Source organism: Pseudomonas sp. ADAK2 (assembly GCF_012935755.1).
Lineage (GTDB): Bacteria > Pseudomonadota > Gammaproteobacteria > Pseudomonadales > Pseudomonadaceae > Aquipseudomonas.
The window spans coordinates 3,191,505-3,207,288 of record NZ_CP052862.1 but is presented as its reverse complement, the minus strand read 5'-3'; the positions used below and the strand labels follow the sequence as shown (position 1 = coordinate 3,207,288).

Sequence of the window (15,784 nt, the reverse complement as noted above, 5' to 3'; positions counted from 1 at the left end):
CTATGCCCGCTGTGCCTTTAGATTTGCAGCACCGACTACAGGAACGATGTTCACATGCTAACAATCCGTCTTGCCCTTGGCGGCTCCAAAAAGCGCCCGTTTTACCACTTGACCGTAACCGACAGCCGCAACCCGCGCGACGGTTCGCACAAGGAACAGGTTGGTTTCTTCAACCCTGTTGCTCGTGGTCAAGAAGTCCGTCTGTCCGTGAACCAAGAGCGCGTAGCCTACTGGCTGAGCGTTGGTGCACAACCTTCTGAGCGTGTTGCTCAGTTGTTGAAGGACGCTGCTAAGGCTGCGGCCTGAGCAATATGAACGCGACGCCTGCTGTTGCTGATGATTTGATCGTTATCGGCAAAATTTATTCTGTTCATGGCGTTCGCGGCGAAGTGAAGGTGTATTCCTTTACTGATCCAACAGAAAACCTCTTGCAATACAAAACCTGGACGCTCAAGCGCGAAGGCAGCGTAAAGCAGGTTGAGCTGGTCAGCGGACGCGGGAACGACAAGTTCCTGGTCGCAAAGCTCAAGGGTCTTGATGATCGTGAAGAAGCTCGTCTTCTGGCCGGTTATGAGATCTGCGTGCCGCGCAACCTGTTCCCTGAATTGACCGACGGCGAGTACTACTGGTACCAGCTGGAAGGTCTGAAGGTTATTGACCAACTCGGGCAATTGCTCGGGAAGATCGATCATCTTCTGGAAACCGGCGCCAATGATGTCATGGTGGTCAAGCCTTGCGCTGGCAGCCTGGACGATCGCGAACGCCTGTTGCCCTATACGGAGCAATGCGTGTTGGCAGTCGACCTTGCCGCAGGCGAGATGAAGGTGGAATGGGATGCGGACTTCTAAGCGTGGCTAATTTGCGCGTAGAAGTGATCAGTTTGTTTCCCGAGATGTTCTCCGCCATCAGCGAGTACGGCATCACCAGTCGTGCGGTGAAACAGGGGCTGTTGCAGCTCACCTGTTGGAATCCGCGAGACTACACGACGGATCGACATCACACTGTGGACGATCGCCCATTTGGCGGTGGCCCGGGCATGGTGATGAAGATCAAGCCCCTGGAAGATGCTCTGGTTCAGGCCAAGGCAGCAGCCGGGGAGGCGGCGAAGGTAATTTACCTGTCCCCCCAAGGCCGTCAACTGACTCAGTCGGCGGTACGCGAGTTGGCGAATCTGGATGCATTGATCCTGATTGCCGGCCGCTATGAAGGCATTGACGAGCGTTTTATTGAAGCTCATGTCGATGAAGAGTGGTCGATTGGCGACTATGTACTGTCTGGCGGCGAGCTGCCGGCGATGGTCCTGATCGATGCGGTTACACGACTGCTGCCTGGAGCTTTAGGGCATGCGGACTCCGCCGAGGAAGATTCCTTTACGGATGGTCTGCTGGATTGCCCGCACTACACCCGACCGGAGGTGTATGCGGATCAGCGTGTTCCCGACGTGTTGCTTAGTGGCAATCACGCGCATATCCGGCGTTGGCGTTTACAGCAGTCCCTTGGTAGGACCTTTGAACGACGCGCCGATCTTCTGGAAAGCCGCTCGCTTTCTGGAGAAGAGAAGAAGCTGCTCGAGGAATACATCCGCGAGCGGGACGATAGTTAACAACGTATCGATGGTAAATCCGACGATTTACCTTAGGAGCACAGCATGACTAACAAAATCATTCTTGCACTCGAAGCAGAGCAGATGACCAAAGAGATCCCTACCTTTGCCCCGGGCGACACTGTTGTCGTTCAGGTGAAAGTGAAGGAAGGCGACCGTTCGCGTCTGCAAGCGTTCGAAGGTGTTGTTATCGCCAAGCGTAACCGCGGCGTAAACAGTGCATTCACCGTTCGCAAAATCTCCAACGGTGTTGGCGTAGAGCGTACTTTCCAGACCTACAGCCCGCAAATCGACAGCATGGCCGTTAAACGTCGCGGTGACGTACGTAAAGCCAAGCTGTACTACCTGCGTGACCTGTCCGGTAAAGCAGCTCGCATCAAGGAAAAACTGGCTTAAGTCCAGCTTCCGATGCAAAAAAAGCAGCCTGCGGGCTGCTTTTTTGTTGCCTGCGATTTATCGATGCTGCCGGGGTATGCGTGCCTGGTCCGGGACCGTGTTGCGGCATTCGCGGGCAAGCCTCGCTCCTACAGAATCGAAGAACGATTCAATCCTGTAGGAGCGAGGCTTGCCCGCGAACCGATCTACCCGTCACCGCAATTGCATCAGGCTCTATAAAGCCCCGGCAGGCTATGAAAGACTTACCCTCAGTTCCCCGCTACCTGAGCCTCTATGCCCGCCATCGACCATCCCCTGATAGACCAATTCCTCGACGCCCTGTGGCTGGAAAAAGGCCTCTCCGATAACACCCGCGATGCCTACCGCAGCGACCTGGCCCTGTTCAACGGCTGGCTCCAGGAAAAGAACCTGGAACTGATCAACGCCGGGCGCGAGTTGATCCTCGACCACTTGGCCTGGCGCCTCGAGCAAAACTACAAACCCCGTTCCACCGCCAGATTTCTCTCCGGTGTACGTGGCTTTTATCGCTATCTGCTGCGGGAAAAGCTGATCGCAGTCGATCCGACCTTGCGCGTTGATATGCCGCAACTCGGTAGGCCGCTGCCCAAATCCCTGTCGGAAGCCGACGTCGAGGCGTTGTTAAAAGCACCGGACCTGAGCGAAGCCATCGGCCAGCGCGACCGCGCCATGCTGGAAGTGCTGTACGCCTGTGGTTTGCGGGTGACCGAGCTGATCAGCCTGACCCTGGAACAGGTCAACCTGCGTCAGGGCGTGTTGCGCGTGATGGGCAAGGGCAGCAAGGAGCGGCTGGTACCTATGGGCGAGGAAGCGATTGTCTGGGTCGAGCGCTACCTGCGTGACGGCCGTGGCGAGCTGCTCGGCGGGCGGCCCAGCGATGTGATGTTCCCGAGCCAGCGCGGCGAGCAGATGACCCGCCAGACCTTCTGGCACCGCATCAAGCACCAGGCCAAGGTCGCCGGAATCGGCAAGTCGCTGTCGCCGCACACCCTGCGCCACGCCTTCGCCACGCACCTGCTCAACCACGGCGCCGACCTGCGGGTGGTACAAATGCTGCTCGGCCACAGCGACCTGTCGACCACGCAGATCTACACCCACGTCGCCCGCGCGCGCTTGCAGGACCTGCACGCCAAACACCATCCGCGCGGCTGAACACAACATTTGTAGCAGCTGGCGAAGCCTGCGTTCGGCTGCGTAGCAGTCGTAAATCCTGAGCTCGCGGTTTAACTGAAACACTGCAGTGTCTGATTTCACGACTGCTACGCAGCCGAACGCAGGCTTCGCCAGCTGCTACATAAAGTCGTCGTGCGCCGTGAGCGAGATGTCGTGCATCACCCGCATTCGGCCCCACCAGCCTTATGTGGTAGGCTTTGCCGGTTTGCACGATGGGTGATTATGACCCGGTGTTTCGGCACGGGCGTTCTGATCGTCCCATTTGTCCGCCTTCAGGAGTTCTCATGCGTCTGACCCCTATTTTCGCCGCCGCAGCCATTGCGTTGGTCAGCACCTTTGCCGTCGCCGATGACGCGGCCGACAAAGCCATTCGTAAAAGCCTGGAAAGCCTTCAGCTTGAAACCCCGATCGACAGCATCAGCGCCAGCCCGCTGGCCGGCCTGTACGAAGTCAAGCTCAAGGGCAGCCGCGTGCTCTACGCCAGCGCCGATGGCCAGTACGTGATGCAGGGCTACATGTTCCAGCTCAAGGACGGCAAACCGGTCAACCTGACCGAGAAGACCGAGCGTCTGGGCGTTTCCAAGTTGATCAACGACATCCCGGTCGCGGAAACCGTGGTCTACCCGGCGATCGGCGAAACCAAATCGCACATCACCGTGTTCACCGACACCACCTGCCCGTACTGCCACAAACTGCACGCCGAAGTGCCTGAGCTGAACAAGCGCGGCATCGAAGTGCGTTATGTTGCGTTCCCGCGCCAGGGCCTGGGCTCGCCGGGTGACGAACAGCTGCAAGCGGTCTGGTGCTCGAAAGACAAGAAAGCCGCGATGGACAAGATGGTCGATGGCAAGGAAATCAAGGCCGCCAAGTGCGATAACCCGGTGTCCAAGCAATTCGCCCTCGGTCAGTCGATTGGCGTGAACGGCACGCCGGCCATCGTTTTGGCCGACGGCCAGGTCATTCCGGGCTACCAGCCTGCGCCACAAGTCGCCAAACTGGCGCTGGGCGCGAAATAATTCGCATCGTCACGGTCAGCCTTTGACGATCATGGTCTGGCGGCAACTCGCCTGACCATTAATAGAGAACCGCGAGTATGCGGTTGTTTTCACGGCCGACCTTGCGTCGGCCGTTTTATGGGGAGTTCACAGTGAAACCGGTCAAAGTAGGCATCTGTGGGTTAGGGACCGTCGGTGGCGGTACCTTCAACGTACTTCAGCGTAACGCCGAGGAAATTGCTCGTCGTGCCGGGCGTGGAATCGAAGTGGCACAAATTGCCACGCGCACGCCAAAGCCTCAGTTCCAGACGACCGGTATTGCGATTACCAACGATGTGTTCGAAGTGGCCACGAACCCTGAGATCGACATCGTCATAGAGTTGGTGGGCGGCTACACCGTTGCCCGCGAGCTGGTACTCAAGGCCATCGAGAATGGCAAGCATGTGGTCACCGCGAACAAGGCACTGATCGCCGTTCACGGTAATGAAATTTTCGCCAAGGCTCGCGCGAAGGGCGTGATCGTTGCGTTCGAAGCGGCCGTGGCCGGTGGCATTCCGGTGATCAAGGCGATCCGTGAAGGCCTGTCCGCCAACCGTATCAACTGGGTCGCCGGCATCATCAACGGCACCGGCAACTTCATCCTGACCGAGATGCGTGAGAAGGGTCGCACCTTCGAAGACGTACTCGCCGAGGCGCAAGCCCTGGGTTACGCCGAAGCCGATCCGACCTTCGACGTCGAAGGCATCGACGCCGCCCACAAACTGACGATCCTGGCGTCCATCGCGTTCGGCATTCCGCTGCAATTCGACAAGGCCTACACCGAAGGCATCACCCAGCTGACCACCGCTGACGTCAACTACGCCGAAGCATTGGGCTACCGCATCAAGCACCTGGGCGTAGCGCGCAGCACCGCCGCCGGTATTGAGTTGCGCGTACACCCGACATTGATCCCGGCCGATCGCTTGATCGCCAACGTCAACGGCGTGATGAACGCAGTGATGGTCAACGGCGACGCCGCCGGTTCGACTCTGTTCTACGGCGCCGGCGCCGGCATGGAGCCGACCGCTTCGTCGGTGATCGCCGACCTGGTGGACGTGGTTCGCGCCATGACCTCCGACCCGGAAAACCGCGTACCGCACCTGGCCTTCCAGCCGGATTCGCTGTCGGCGCACCCGATCCTGCCGATCGAAGCCTGCGAAAGTGCCTACTACCTGCGGATCCAGGCCAAGGATCATCCTGGCGTGCTGGCCCAAGTGGCGAGCATCCTGTCGGAGCGCGGCATCAACATCGAATCGATCATGCAGAAGGAAGTCGAAGAACACGACGGCCTGGTGCCGATGATCCTGCTGACCCATCGTGTGCTGGAGCAGCACATGAACGACGCGATCACCGCCCTGGAAGCGTTGGCGGGTGTTGTCGGTCCGGTTGTGCGGATCCGTGTCGAGCACCTGAACTAAGCCGTTATCGTTCACCGGGCTCGCGTGCGGGCCCGGGTTTGCGAACACTGTCTATTGGAGCCAGTCATGCGTTATATCAGTACCCGCGGCCAGGCACCGGCCCTGAATTTCGAAGACGTCCTGCTGGCCGGTCTGGCCACGGACGGCGGCCTGTATGTGCCGGAATGCCTGCCACGTTTTACTCAGGAAGAAATCGCTTCCTGGGCCGGCCTGCCGTATCACGAGCTGGCCTTCCGGGTGATGCGCCCCTTCGTGGCCGGCAGCATTCCCGATGCCGATTTCAAAAAGATTCTTGAAGAAACCTACGGCGTGTTTTCCCACAACGCCGTGGCGCCGTTGCGTCAGCTCAATGGCAACGAATGGGTTCTGGAACTGTTCCACGGTCCGACCCTGGCGTTCAAGGACTTCGCCCTGCAACTGCTCGGTCGCCTGCTCGACTACACGCTGGAAAAACGCGGCGAGCGCGTGGTGATCGTTGGTGCAACGTCCGGCGATACCGGTTCGGCCGCCATCGAAGGTTGCAAGCACTGCGAAAACGTCGACATCTTCATCCTGCACCCGCACAACCGTGTGTCCGACGTGCAGCGTCGCCAGATGACCACCATCTTCGGCGAGAACATCCACAACATCGCCATCGAAGGCAACTTCGATGACTGCCAGGAAATGGTCAAGAACAGCTTCGCCGACCAGAGCTTCCTCAAAGGCACGCGCCTGGTGGCGGTGAACTCGATCAACTGGGCGCGGATCATGGCCCAGATCGTTTACTACTTCCACGCCGCCCTGCAATTGGGTGGCCCGGCGCGTTCGGTGTCGTTCTCGGTGCCGACCGGTAACTTCGGCGACATCTTCGCCGGTTACCTGGCGCGCAACATGGGCCTGCCGATCAACCAGTTGATCGTCGCCACCAACCGCAACGACATCTTGCATCGCTTCATGAGCGGCAATCAGTACGTCAAGGAAACCCTGCACGCCACGCTGTCGCCGTCGATGGACATCATGGTCTCGTCGAACTTCGAACGCCTGCTGTTCGACCTGCACGGTCGCAGCGGTGCCGCGATTGCCGGCTTGATGGACAACTTCAAGCAGGGCGGCGGTTTCAGCGTCGAGCAAGAGCGCTGGACTGAAGCCCGCAAGCTGTTCGACTCCCTGGCCGTGGATGACGCACAAACCTGCGAAACCATCGCCGAAGTCTTCGAACAGACGGGCGAGGTGCTGGACCCGCACACCGCCATCGGCGTCAAGGCTGCACGCGAGTGCCGTCGTAGCCTGGATATCCCGATGGTGATCCTGGGCACGGCCCATCCGGTCAAATTCCCTGACGCGGTGGAAAAAGCCGGTGTAGGAAAAGCTCTCGAACTACCTGCACATCTTTCTGATTTGTTTGAGAGAGAAGAGCGCTGCACCGTGTTGCCGAACGACCTGAAAGCCGTGCAGGCCTTTGTCAGTCAGCATGGCAACCGCGGCAAGCCGCTTTAAGCCCGAAAAACTGTCACATTTTGAAGCCCGTCTCCTGACGGGCTTTTTTGTTTCTGCGTGCACACTTGTCGTGTTTTCGCCCTTGAAGGACGGGCGAGTTGATCACGAAGGAAATGGCAATGTTGTTTTCAAGAGGGTTGAAACCAGCCGTGTGCTGGCTTTTTTTGTTGAGCGTTCTGGGTCTTGGCCAGTGCACGCTGGCCGCACAATTAGTGGCTCATGAGTCCACCGAGTCCGTGAATGTCGATGTCATTGAGTTGGATGCCGAAGAGCGACAATGGCTACGCGCGCACCCGAAGGTCATCGTCGCGTCGACGCAGTACCCGCTGTACCTGTTCAAGGACGAGCACGGTCATTGGAGCGGCCTGAACAATGATGTGCTCAACCGCATCAGCGCAATGACGGGGTTGCATTTCGTCCATGAGGAATCGTTCTCCACCGATCAATTGCTCGGGCGCCTGGAAAGCGGTACGGCGGACATGAGCACAACGCTGGCGTTCAATGACGAGCGCAAGCAGTTCCTGGATTTCAGCCATGCGTTTGGCGGTTCTGCCTGGGTTCTGGTCGGGCGGGCCGGGGCGCCGCTGTTGCAATCCCTGGAACAGCTGTCGAAACGGGTGCTGGTATTGCCGGCCAGGCATGCCATGGAGGAAACCATTCGCCGGGACTATCCGGCCATCGAGCTGCGCTCGGTCAAGACCTATGCCGAGGCTCGGGCACTGGTTGAAAGCGGCGAGGCATACGCCACCATCGAGAATGAAACCGGGGCGCAGCTCTATCCGATCGGGCAGTTGAAGGTAGGACATACCGTGGAGGGGTCGTGGGAGGCTGACCACTTGGCCGTGCGCAAAGGGCAGCCACAGTTGCTGAGTATTCTCAACAAGGCGCTTGAAGCCTTTCCACCGGCCGAGTTGCGGGCCATTCGCCTGAAGTGGCTCGACGGTGTGGCCCCCAAGCCAGCGCTTACCTTCTGGCAACGCGTGACTCAGTGGGGCTGCTGGGGCATGTTTTTCGTCAGCCTGTTCGGCCTGCTGTCCTTGCTCTGGAACCGACGACTCGCCGCGTTGGTCAAGCAACGCCTGGACGCCGAAAAAGACCTCAGTGACCAACTCGCCTTTCAGCATGCGTTGATTGATGCGATGCCCGACCCGGTGTTCGTTCGTGATCTGCAGGGACGGCTGATCATGTGCAACAAAAGTTATGAGGAGGGTTTATCGACCCGCTTCGACCAGGTTCAGGGGCGCCAACTGATCGAAGTCGACGTCTTGCCCCGGGAGACCGCGCAGATGTTGCATGCCGAGTTCATGGTCCAGTTGAGTACGCGTAAAACCCGGTTCAGTCAGCGTCAGTTACGATTCAACGGCGGCGTCAGGGACATCTATCAGTGGACCGTCCCGTTTTACAGCGCCGACGGGCAGTTGCGGGGGCTGCTTGGCGGGTGGACCGATATCGATCAGCGCAGAGGGGCGTGTAACTGCCGGGGGGCTGCGCGAGTTTAGGAATTGTCCTATGGGGTGCGGCTCCTTTTCCGATGGGAGGCTGAAGGAGGCTGTCCTAGAGTGTTCGACAACTGCGGTGAAAGTCCGCGAGTGTCGTTCCAGAGGTCGCCTATGCGCACGCTCAAAATCCTGATTCTTGAACACAATCCTTTCCAGATGATGGCGTTGCACCAAATGCTCAACGCCATCGGTGTCTACGACGTGCTGACGGCGCCGTCGATGTCGGCGGCACTGCGTTCCCTGGGACGCCGGGGCACGGTCGACATCGCTTTCTGCGACCCACAACTCAAGGGCGGCGATGGTTTGGCACTGGTGCGGCATCTGGCGGAACACCGCGAGGCGCGGGCGTTGATCCTGCTTGGCAACGTGGCGTCGAGCGTCATGTCGGACGTGACGGCCATGCTGGCGGACAACGACGTGAAACTCCTAGGGCACTTGCATACACCCGTCTCCGCGGTGTTGATGCGCAGGCTGCTGGATGTCTATCTGCTGGAATCGATGCTGCAAGCCCGGGCGTGAAACCGGCTGTTTTTTCCTTGTCATCTTTGCGGTGCATGCTCAATTTCCCCCGAGACGCCGGTACCGCTGCCTTGCGGTATTCAGAACTTTCTTCTCGGGCCAGGGGTCATTAACTGTAGACACGCCCTCCCAGGCACTTTGTTTTCGGACTATTGAGTGGTGATCGCGAGATGGAAAGTATCAGCCTATTGCTCGGCGAGGCTCTGAGCCCGTATCAAGTTTCGTTGACCCCGTCGGGTGCCCATGGCGAATGCCTGGTGACCTTGAAGAATGCGGCTGGCGCCATTGTCGTTGAGCGTGCGTTCAACCAGGCGCAGTTGCGCGACAAGTGGCAGCTGACGGATGTCGTCGACGGATTGCACCGCGATGTGCTGATCGCTGAAGGACGCCTGGAGCCCTGTGTGATCGCGGCGTTGCGCAATGCGGCCCAGGACAAGATCCTGGCCAATCGCAATTGAATTGCCTTTTCGTGGGAACCTTCCTGCGCCAAGGTCGTCAGACCATGTAACAGCAGGATCAAGCATTGTGCTCCGGTGCTTGTAGCTTGCTGCCACTGGTCTTTATGTAGGCCACGTTTAACCCCGAGTCGTCTCCCCACTTCTCGGGGTTTCTTTTTGCCAAAAATTTATCATTGTCCGGTCTGTTGTTCGAAAAAGGCCTTGGCTTGCTCCAGGTAATCGCCGCGCCGCTGTGGATCGAGCCATTTCGCATAAGCCTGGGCCAGGCGCTCGTGGGGCAGGGTGCGCAACAGCTGATTGATCTCGCTGATGGCTTGCCGACCCTGGGCCGTATTGGAGCAGCCGATGTAGGTGGAAATGTACTTGGCCGCGCCCCTGACCGGATAGAACACCAGCTCGTTGTCGGCAATCTGTTCCTGTTGGGCCAGGTAGCGAATCTCCGGCCAGTAACCCAAGACTCCCAGCAACCGCCCCAGGCGCTGCATCTGTAACAGGCTGCCGAGTGCGTCGTTGCCATAATGAAGAGTCAGCGTATTGGCGGGCGCCTGTTTCAATTCGGCATCGACAAACTGCCCATAACTGCGCTCGGCCACCGCACCGAGCTTCTTGCTGCCATTGGCCAGCAATGCCGCCAGATCGACTTCACCATTCACCAAAAAAGGTTTCAGTTCCGGTCGATCTTCCTGCCGCACAGCCAGGCCATTGCTGACGGCGCGAAACACCGGAATCGAAAACGCAATCCACTGTTCCCGTTCCTTGCTCCAGATCAGCGAGGGATCGCAGGTGAAGGACTCTTCGCGAAGCATCTGCATGCCACGGGCGCGATTGACCCGCATCCGTGTGTGAGCGTATTGCGGCATCCCGGCGATCAACAGCGGCATCAACTGATCGACCACCCCTTGGCCTTTTTCCGGGCCTTCGAAAATGGTCAGTGGCGGCAAATCGCGCAGCAACCAGATCAGCGTCTCTTTTGGTTGAGCCCAAACGGTTGAGCTTAATCCGAGCAACAATAACGCCAGCGCATACCCGCAGCTGACACGTTTGATGAAGACTGAAAGCAGGCGCTTCAGCTTAAATGGCCCCGTCTTCACGCAGCTTTGCGATCTGTTCCTTGTCATAGCCAAGATCGTTGAGCACCTGCGCATTGTGTTCACCCAACTGCGGTCCGACCCATTCGGAGGTGCCGGGTGTCTCAGAGAGTTTCGGCACGATCCCCGGCATCTTGAAGTCCTTGCCATCCGGCAGCTTGGCGTGCAGGAACATCTCCCGGGCCAGGTACTGCGGATCGCTGAACATGTCTTCAGCACTGAAGATCCGGCTGGCCGGCACGTCGGCCTGGTTCAATTGCGCGATCACGCTGTCGAGCGGCAGCGAGTTGACCCAGCGATCGATCACCCCGTAGATCTCATCGCGCCGGCTGTCACGGCCATCGTTGCTCGCCAGTACCGGATCGTTGGCCAGGTCTTCGCGACCGATGATCAGCATGAAGCGCTTGAAAATCGCATCGCCATTGGCGCCGATCTGCACGTGCTTGCCGTCGGCGCTGGTGTGGATGGAGGAGGGTGTGATGCCCGGCATGATGTTGCCGGTGCGCTCGCGGATAAAACCGAACACATCGAACTCCGGCACCATGCTTTCCATCATGGCGAAAATCGCCTCATACAGCGCCACGTCCACCACTTGGCCCAGACCGCCGTTGACTTCGCGATGACGCAAGGCCATCAGCGCGCCGATCACGCCCCACAGCGCCGCAATCGAGTCGCCGATGGAAATCCCGGTGCGCACCGGCGGTCGGTCTTCGAAGCCGGTGATGTAGCGCAAGCCGCCCATGGATTCACCGACCGCGCCAAACCCCGGTTGATCTTTCATCGGCCCGGTCTGGCCGAAACCCGACAGACGCACCATCACCAGTTTCGGGTTCAGGGCATGTAAAACTTCCCACCCCAGGCCGAGCTTTTCCAACACACCAGGGCGAAAATTCTCGATCAGGATGTCGGCTTCGCTGAGCAGTTGTTTCAGGATCGCCAGGCCGTCGGGGTGCTTGAGGTTCAACGTCAGGGACTTTTTGTTGCGCGCCTGGACGAACCACCACAGCGAGGTGCCTTCATATAACTTGCGCCATTTGCGCAACGGGTCGCCGCCGTCCGGGGATTCGATCTTGATCACTTCAGCGCCGAACTCGCCGCAAATGCGCGAGGCAAACGGCCCGGCGATCAACGTACCCAATTCGATGACTTTCAGACCTGAGAGCGGTTTTCCGGTGAATGGCATGCGCGATCCTGTAGGACAAAGACGTGTGAATAGTGCGTTTTAACATAGCCGCGTGTCAGTCGCCCAAAGTTGATGGTCGTCAATGCTCTGATTGCCTGTTGCATCGGTTAGACTTGCCGCCTTTCCTCGTATCAAGAAGCCCGTTCATGGCCCAGCCGTCCACGACCTACAAGTTTGAACTGAACCTTACCGACCTCGACCGCAGTGTGTACGAGAGCGTGAAGCAGACCATCGCCCGTCACCCTTCGGAAACCGAAGAGCGCATGACCGTGCGGCTGCTGGCCTACGCCTTCTGGTACAACGAGCAACTGTCGTTCGGGCGTGGTCTGTCAGACGTGGATGAACCAGCCCTGTGGGAAAAGAGCCTGGATGACCGTGTCCTGCACTGGATCGAAGTCGGCCAGCCGGACGCTGATCGCCTGACCTGGTGCTCGCGCCGCACCGAGCGCACCAGCCTGCTGGCCTACGGCAGCCTGCGGGTCTGGGAAACCAAAGTGATCCCGGCGATCAAGAACTTGAAAAACGTGCACATCGCCGCCGTGCCTCAGGACATCCTGGAAACCCTCGCCAAAGACATGCCCCGCGTTATCAAGTGGGACGTGATGATCAGCGAAGGGACGATTTTCGTCACCGACGACCGTGGTCAGCACGAAGTGCAGTTGCAGTGGCTGAGCGGCGAACGCGGCTGATTTTTCGCCGCTTTCCCGTTTCACCCGGTTTTATCCTACGTATTCAAGAGAAGCACCTGTCACCCCATGCGCATCGAACCTCGCCTGTTGCCCGACACCCTGCCATTCCTCGGTGATCTGCCGCCGCTGTTGACCCGCCTGTATGCGGCGCGGGGCGTGCAGACCGAGGCTGAACTGGATAAGAGCCTGGCACGGCTGATCCCCTTCCAGCAGCTCAAGGGCATCGATGCGGCGGTGGGCCTGCTGGTGACGGCGCTGGAACAGCGTCAGCGCATTCTGATCGTCGGCGACTTCGATGCTGATGGCGCGACCGCCAGCACCGTCGGTGTGCTCGGTTTGCGCTTGCTGGGCGCGGCGCACGTCGATTACCTGGTGCCGAACCGTTTCGAATATGGCTACGGTCTGACCCCGGAAATCGTCGAAGTGGCGCTGACCCGCACCCCGCAATTGCTGATCACCGTGGACAACGGCATCTCCAGCGTCGAAGGCGTGGCGGCGGCGAAGAAGGCCGGGCTCAAGGTGCTGGTCACCGATCACCACTTGCCCGGCGATGAACTGCCGCTGGCCGATGCCATCGTCAACCCGAACCAGCCTGGGTGCGAGTTCCCGAGCAAGGCGCTGGCCGGCGTCGGCGTGATCTTTTATGTGCTGATGGCCCTGCGCGCGCGTTTGCGCAGCCTCGGCTGGTATGAAAGCAAGCCGCAGCCGAACATCGGCGAATTGCTCGATCTGGTGGCGCTGGGCAGCGTCGCCGACGTGGTGCCGCTGGATGCCAACAATCGGATCCTCGTGCATCAGGGCCTGGAACGAATTCGCGCCGGGCGCGCGCGGCCGGGGATCAAGGCGATCCTCGAAGTAGCCAAGCGTGAACCTGCGCGCATCACCTCTACCGATTTGGGTTTCATCGTCGGTCCTCGCTTGAACGCAGCCGGGCGCCTGGATGACATGAGCCTGGGCATCGAATGCCTGCTCACGGAAGACGCCGGCCTCGCCCGGGAAATGGCCGGCCAACTCGACGGCATGAACCAGGACCGCAAATCCATTGAGCAGGGCATGCAGCGTGAAGCGCTGGCCCAGCTCAAGGATTTGCCGGTGGAGTCGATGCCGTTCGGCTTGTGCCTGTTCGATCCGGAATGGCACCAGGGCGTCATCGGCATCCTCGCGTCACGGATGAAAGAGCGTTATTTCCGCCCGACCATTGCCTTTGCCGATGCCGGCGATGGTTTGCTCAAGGGCTCGGGACGTTCGGTGCAGGGCTTTCATATTCGCGACGCCTTGAGCGTGGTGGCGGCGCAGCATCCGAACCTGATCAGCAAATACGGCGGTCACGCGATGGCGGCTGGTCTGACCTTGCCGGAAGCGAATTTCCCGCTGTTCGCCGAAGCCTTTGACGCTGAAGTGCGTCGGCAATTGCGCGAAGAAGACCTGACCGGGCGCCTGCTGTCGGACGGCACGTTGGCGGTCGAGGAATTCCACCTGGAACTGGCCCGCGCCCTGCGCCATGCCGGGCCTTGGGGGCAGCACTTCCCGGAGCCGTTGTTCCACGGGGTGTTCCAGTTGGTCGAGCAGCGGGTGGTCGGCGAGCGGCACCTGAAAGTGGTGCTCAGAAGTGAATGTGGTTCGGTGAAGCTCGATGGCATTGCCTTTGGCATTGACCGCGATATCTGGCCGAATCCGACCATCAAATGGGTGGAATTGGCCTACAAACTCGATCTCAACGAGTTTCGCGGGAATGAGACGGTGCAGTTGATGATTGCCCATATCGAACCGCGTTAAGCCCTTCGCGGGCAAGCCTTGCTCCTACAGGATTTGTGGCGTGCGCCAATCATTCGGACGCCAAACCCGCAGGAGCGAGGCTTGCCCGCGAAAGCGATTTTTCTGACACCGAATCCCTCTGAACCCTCCCTCATCCCCCGTTGTCGACTAGGCTCTAAGCACTGCTTGATTGGCCTTGTGACGTCTTGTCGAATTTTTTACCCGCGGGGGCGGGTGTTGCACCTTTTTCTTGTCACTCGTCGACTTTTCAAACAGAACCCTGGAGCCTGCCCACTGATTCGAGAGGTGCCCCATGAGTCTGCTGCTTGAACCCTATACCCTTCGCCAATTGACCCTGCTCAACCGCATTGCCGTGTCGCCAATGTGCCAGTACTCCAGCGTCGATGGCCTGGCCAATGACTGGCACCTGGTTCACCTCGGCAGTCGCGCGGTCGGCGGGGCCGGTCTGATTTTTACCGAAGCCACGGCGGTCACTGCCGATGGCCGTATCACCGCCGAAGACCTCGGCCTGTGGAATGACGAACAGATCGAACCGCTGCAACGCATCACCCGTTTTATCGCCGCCCAAGGCGCGGTCGCCGGCATTCAACTGGCCCACGCCGGGCGCAAGGCCAGCACCCATCGCCCGTGGATCGGCAAGCACGGCAGCCTCAAACCCGAAGACGGCGGCTGGACCCCGGTCGGGCCTTCGCCGATTGCTTTCGATCCACAGCACACCCCGCCCAAGCAACTCGACGAAGCGCAAATCGCTGAAGTCATCCAGGCGTTTGTCGATTCGGCCAAACGCGCACTGACTGCCGGTTTCAAAGTGGTCGAGATCCATGCCGCCCACGGTTATCTGTTGCACCAGTTCCTTTCGCCATTGAGCAATCAGCGACGCGATCAATACGGCGGCTCGTTCGAAAACCGCATTCGCCTGGTGCTGCAAGTCACCGAAGCGGTGCGCGCGGTCTGGCCTGAGGAGTTGCCGCTGTTTGTGCGAGTGTCGGCCACCGACTGGGTGGAAGACGGCTGGAACCCGGATGAAACCGTGGAACTGGCGCGACGCCTCAAGGATCTGGGCGTGGATTTGATCGACGTCTCTTCAGGTGGCACCGCGGCCAATGCGGAAATTCCTACAGGGCCGGGTTATCAGACCCGCTTCGCTGAGCGCGTGCGTAAGGAGTCAGGCATCGCCACGGGCACCGTGGGCATGATTACCGAACCTGCGCAGGCTGAGCACATCCTGCGGACCTGTCAGGCCGACATCATCTTCCTGGCTCGGGAGCTGTTGCGCGATCCGTACTGGCCGCTGCATGCCGATGATGATCTGGGTGGGCGCAAAGCGGTGTGGCCGGCGCAGTATCAGCGGGCGACCCATCGGGATCAGCCGGTTCATGAGTCTGATTTGCGCGACTGATTAGCGCTGTAAAAACAAAAAGCCCCGGTCACATTGATCGGGGCTTTTGCGTTTC

The 15,784-nt window shown here is 59.5% G+C and carries 16 protein-coding genes; 14 read left to right on the top strand and 2 right to left on the bottom strand.

Annotated features, from left to right (window positions below; all coding sequences use genetic code 11):
* Positions 1-54 precede the first annotated feature (54 nt).
* From rpsP to HKK52_RS14940, 11 genes are all read left to right on the top strand, one after another.
* The gene (gene rpsP / locus HKK52_RS14990; RefSeq protein ID WP_007944872.1) at positions 55-306 is read left to right on the top strand and encodes a 30S ribosomal protein S16; all 252 of its coding nucleotides are present in this window, start codon (positions 55-57) and stop codon (positions 304-306) included.
* A gap of 5 nt (positions 307-311) precedes the next feature.
* Entirely contained in the window at positions 312-848 is a 537-nt protein-coding gene (rimM, locus tag HKK52_RS14985) for a ribosome maturation factor RimM (protein WP_010565276.1), read from the top strand.
* On the top strand, positions 830-1,603 hold the full coding sequence (gene trmD / locus HKK52_RS14980) for a tRNA (guanosine(37)-N1)-methyltransferase TrmD (RefSeq protein ID WP_154503229.1): 774 nt from the start codon (positions 830-832) through the stop codon (positions 1,601-1,603). Before rimM ends, trmD begins: the two co-directional genes overlap by 19 nt.
* Positions 1,604-1,648: 45 nt before the next feature.
* Positions 1,649-1,999, top strand: coding sequence for a 50S ribosomal protein L19 (gene rplS, locus HKK52_RS14975; RefSeq protein ID WP_063322826.1), 351 nt, complete (start codon positions 1,649-1,651; stop codon positions 1,997-1,999).
* A 273-nt stretch (positions 2,000-2,272) separates the two neighbouring features.
* Entirely contained in the window at positions 2,273-3,169 is an 897-nt protein-coding gene (gene xerD / locus HKK52_RS14970) for a site-specific tyrosine recombinase XerD (protein ID WP_169371463.1), read from the top strand.
* 305 nt (positions 3,170-3,474) lie between these two features.
* Complete coding sequence (gene dsbC / locus HKK52_RS14965) at positions 3,475-4,206, top strand: bifunctional protein-disulfide isomerase/oxidoreductase DsbC (RefSeq protein ID WP_169371462.1); 732 nt, start codon at positions 3,475-3,477, stop codon at positions 4,204-4,206.
* Positions 4,207-4,337: 131 nt separating this feature from the next.
* A complete protein-coding gene (locus tag HKK52_RS14960; protein WP_169371461.1) occupies positions 4,338-5,642 on the top strand; it encodes a homoserine dehydrogenase in 1,305 nt (434 codons plus the stop codon).
* A 66-nt stretch (positions 5,643-5,708) separates the two neighbouring features.
* Positions 5,709-7,118, top strand: coding sequence for a threonine synthase (thrC, locus tag HKK52_RS14955; protein ID WP_169371460.1), 1,410 nt, complete (start codon positions 5,709-5,711; stop codon positions 7,116-7,118).
* 119 nt (positions 7,119-7,237) lie between these two features.
* Positions 7,238-8,617, top strand: coding sequence for a transporter substrate-binding domain-containing protein (locus HKK52_RS14950; RefSeq protein ID WP_169371459.1), 1,380 nt, complete (start codon positions 7,238-7,240; stop codon positions 8,615-8,617).
* A gap of 111 nt (positions 8,618-8,728) precedes the next feature.
* The gene (locus tag HKK52_RS14945; protein WP_169371458.1) at positions 8,729-9,136 is read left to right on the top strand and encodes a response regulator; all 408 of its coding nucleotides are present in this window, start codon (positions 8,729-8,731) and stop codon (positions 9,134-9,136) included.
* 170 nt (positions 9,137-9,306) lie between these two features.
* Positions 9,307-9,594, top strand: coding sequence for a DUF3509 domain-containing protein (locus HKK52_RS14940; RefSeq protein ID WP_149657442.1), 288 nt, complete (start codon positions 9,307-9,309; stop codon positions 9,592-9,594).
* A gap of 170 nt (positions 9,595-9,764) precedes the next feature.
* On the opposite strand, the gene HKK52_RS14935 is transcribed toward HKK52_RS14940, so the two are convergent.
* Both HKK52_RS14935 and HKK52_RS14930 read right to left on the bottom strand, forming a co-directional pair.
* Positions 9,765-10,712: a TIGR02285 family protein gene (locus tag HKK52_RS14935; RefSeq protein WP_169371457.1), complete on the bottom strand. Its 948-nt coding sequence runs from the start codon at positions 10,710-10,712 to the stop codon at positions 9,765-9,767.
* Complete coding sequence (locus HKK52_RS14930; RefSeq protein ID WP_169371456.1) at positions 10,666-11,865, bottom strand: CaiB/BaiF CoA transferase family protein; 1,200 nt, start codon at positions 11,863-11,865, stop codon at positions 10,666-10,668. The genes HKK52_RS14935 and HKK52_RS14930 overlap by 47 nt, the downstream gene beginning before the upstream one ends.
* A 146-nt stretch (positions 11,866-12,011) precedes the next feature.
* Here HKK52_RS14930 and HKK52_RS14925 point away from each other — a divergent pair, with 146 nt between their 5' ends.
* The 3 genes from HKK52_RS14925 to HKK52_RS14915 all read left to right on the top strand — a co-directional run bounded on the left by HKK52_RS14925 (position 12,012) and on the right by HKK52_RS14915 (position 15,729).
* Positions 12,012-12,554, top strand: coding sequence for a YaeQ family protein (locus HKK52_RS14925; protein WP_010462971.1), 543 nt, complete (start codon positions 12,012-12,014; stop codon positions 12,552-12,554).
* A gap of 66 nt (positions 12,555-12,620) precedes the next feature.
* On the top strand, positions 12,621-14,330 hold the full coding sequence (gene recJ, locus HKK52_RS14920; RefSeq protein ID WP_169371455.1) for a single-stranded-DNA-specific exonuclease RecJ: 1,710 nt from the start codon (positions 12,621-12,623) through the stop codon (positions 14,328-14,330).
* Positions 14,331-14,622: 292 nt separating this feature from the next.
* On the top strand, positions 14,623-15,729 hold the full coding sequence (locus tag HKK52_RS14915; RefSeq protein WP_169371454.1) for an NADH:flavin oxidoreductase/NADH oxidase: 1,107 nt from the start codon (positions 14,623-14,625) through the stop codon (positions 15,727-15,729).
* Positions 15,730-15,784 lie beyond the last annotated feature (55 nt).

Bases quoted from the DNA above. Each gene is read 5' to 3' on its own strand.
- rpsP (WP_007944872.1), top strand. From the start codon at position 55: ATGCTAACAATCCGTCTTGCCCTTGGCGGCTCCAAAAAGCGCCCGTTT.
- rimM (WP_010565276.1), top strand. From the start codon at position 312: ATGAACGCGACGCCTGCTGTTGCTGATGATTTGATCGTTATCGGCAAA.
- trmD (WP_154503229.1), top strand. From the start codon at position 830: ATGGGATGCGGACTTCTAAGCGTGGCTAATTTGCGCGTAGAAGTGATC.
- rplS (WP_063322826.1), top strand. From the start codon at position 1,649: ATGACTAACAAAATCATTCTTGCACTCGAAGCAGAGCAGATGACCAAA.
- xerD (WP_169371463.1), top strand. From the start codon at position 2,273: ATGCCCGCCATCGACCATCCCCTGATAGACCAATTCCTCGACGCCCTG.
- dsbC (WP_169371462.1), top strand. From the start codon at position 3,475: ATGCGTCTGACCCCTATTTTCGCCGCCGCAGCCATTGCGTTGGTCAGC.
- thrC (WP_169371460.1), top strand. From the start codon at position 5,709: ATGCGTTATATCAGTACCCGCGGCCAGGCACCGGCCCTGAATTTCGAA.
- HKK52_RS14950 (WP_169371459.1), top strand. From the start codon at position 7,238: ATGTTGTTTTCAAGAGGGTTGAAACCAGCCGTGTGCTGGCTTTTTTTG.
- HKK52_RS14945 (WP_169371458.1), top strand. From the start codon at position 8,729: ATGCGCACGCTCAAAATCCTGATTCTTGAACACAATCCTTTCCAGATG.
- HKK52_RS14940 (WP_149657442.1), top strand. From the start codon at position 9,307: ATGGAAAGTATCAGCCTATTGCTCGGCGAGGCTCTGAGCCCGTATCAA.
- HKK52_RS14935 (WP_169371457.1), bottom strand. From the start codon at position 10,712: ATGACAAGGAACAGATCGCAAAGCTGCGTGAAGACGGGGCCATTTAAG.
- HKK52_RS14930 (WP_169371456.1), bottom strand. From the start codon at position 11,865: ATGCCATTCACCGGAAAACCGCTCTCAGGTCTGAAAGTCATCGAATTG.
- HKK52_RS14925 (WP_010462971.1), top strand. From the start codon at position 12,012: ATGGCCCAGCCGTCCACGACCTACAAGTTTGAACTGAACCTTACCGAC.
- recJ (WP_169371455.1), top strand. From the start codon at position 12,621: ATGCGCATCGAACCTCGCCTGTTGCCCGACACCCTGCCATTCCTCGGT.
- HKK52_RS14915 (WP_169371454.1), top strand. From the start codon at position 14,623: ATGAGTCTGCTGCTTGAACCCTATACCCTTCGCCAATTGACCCTGCTC.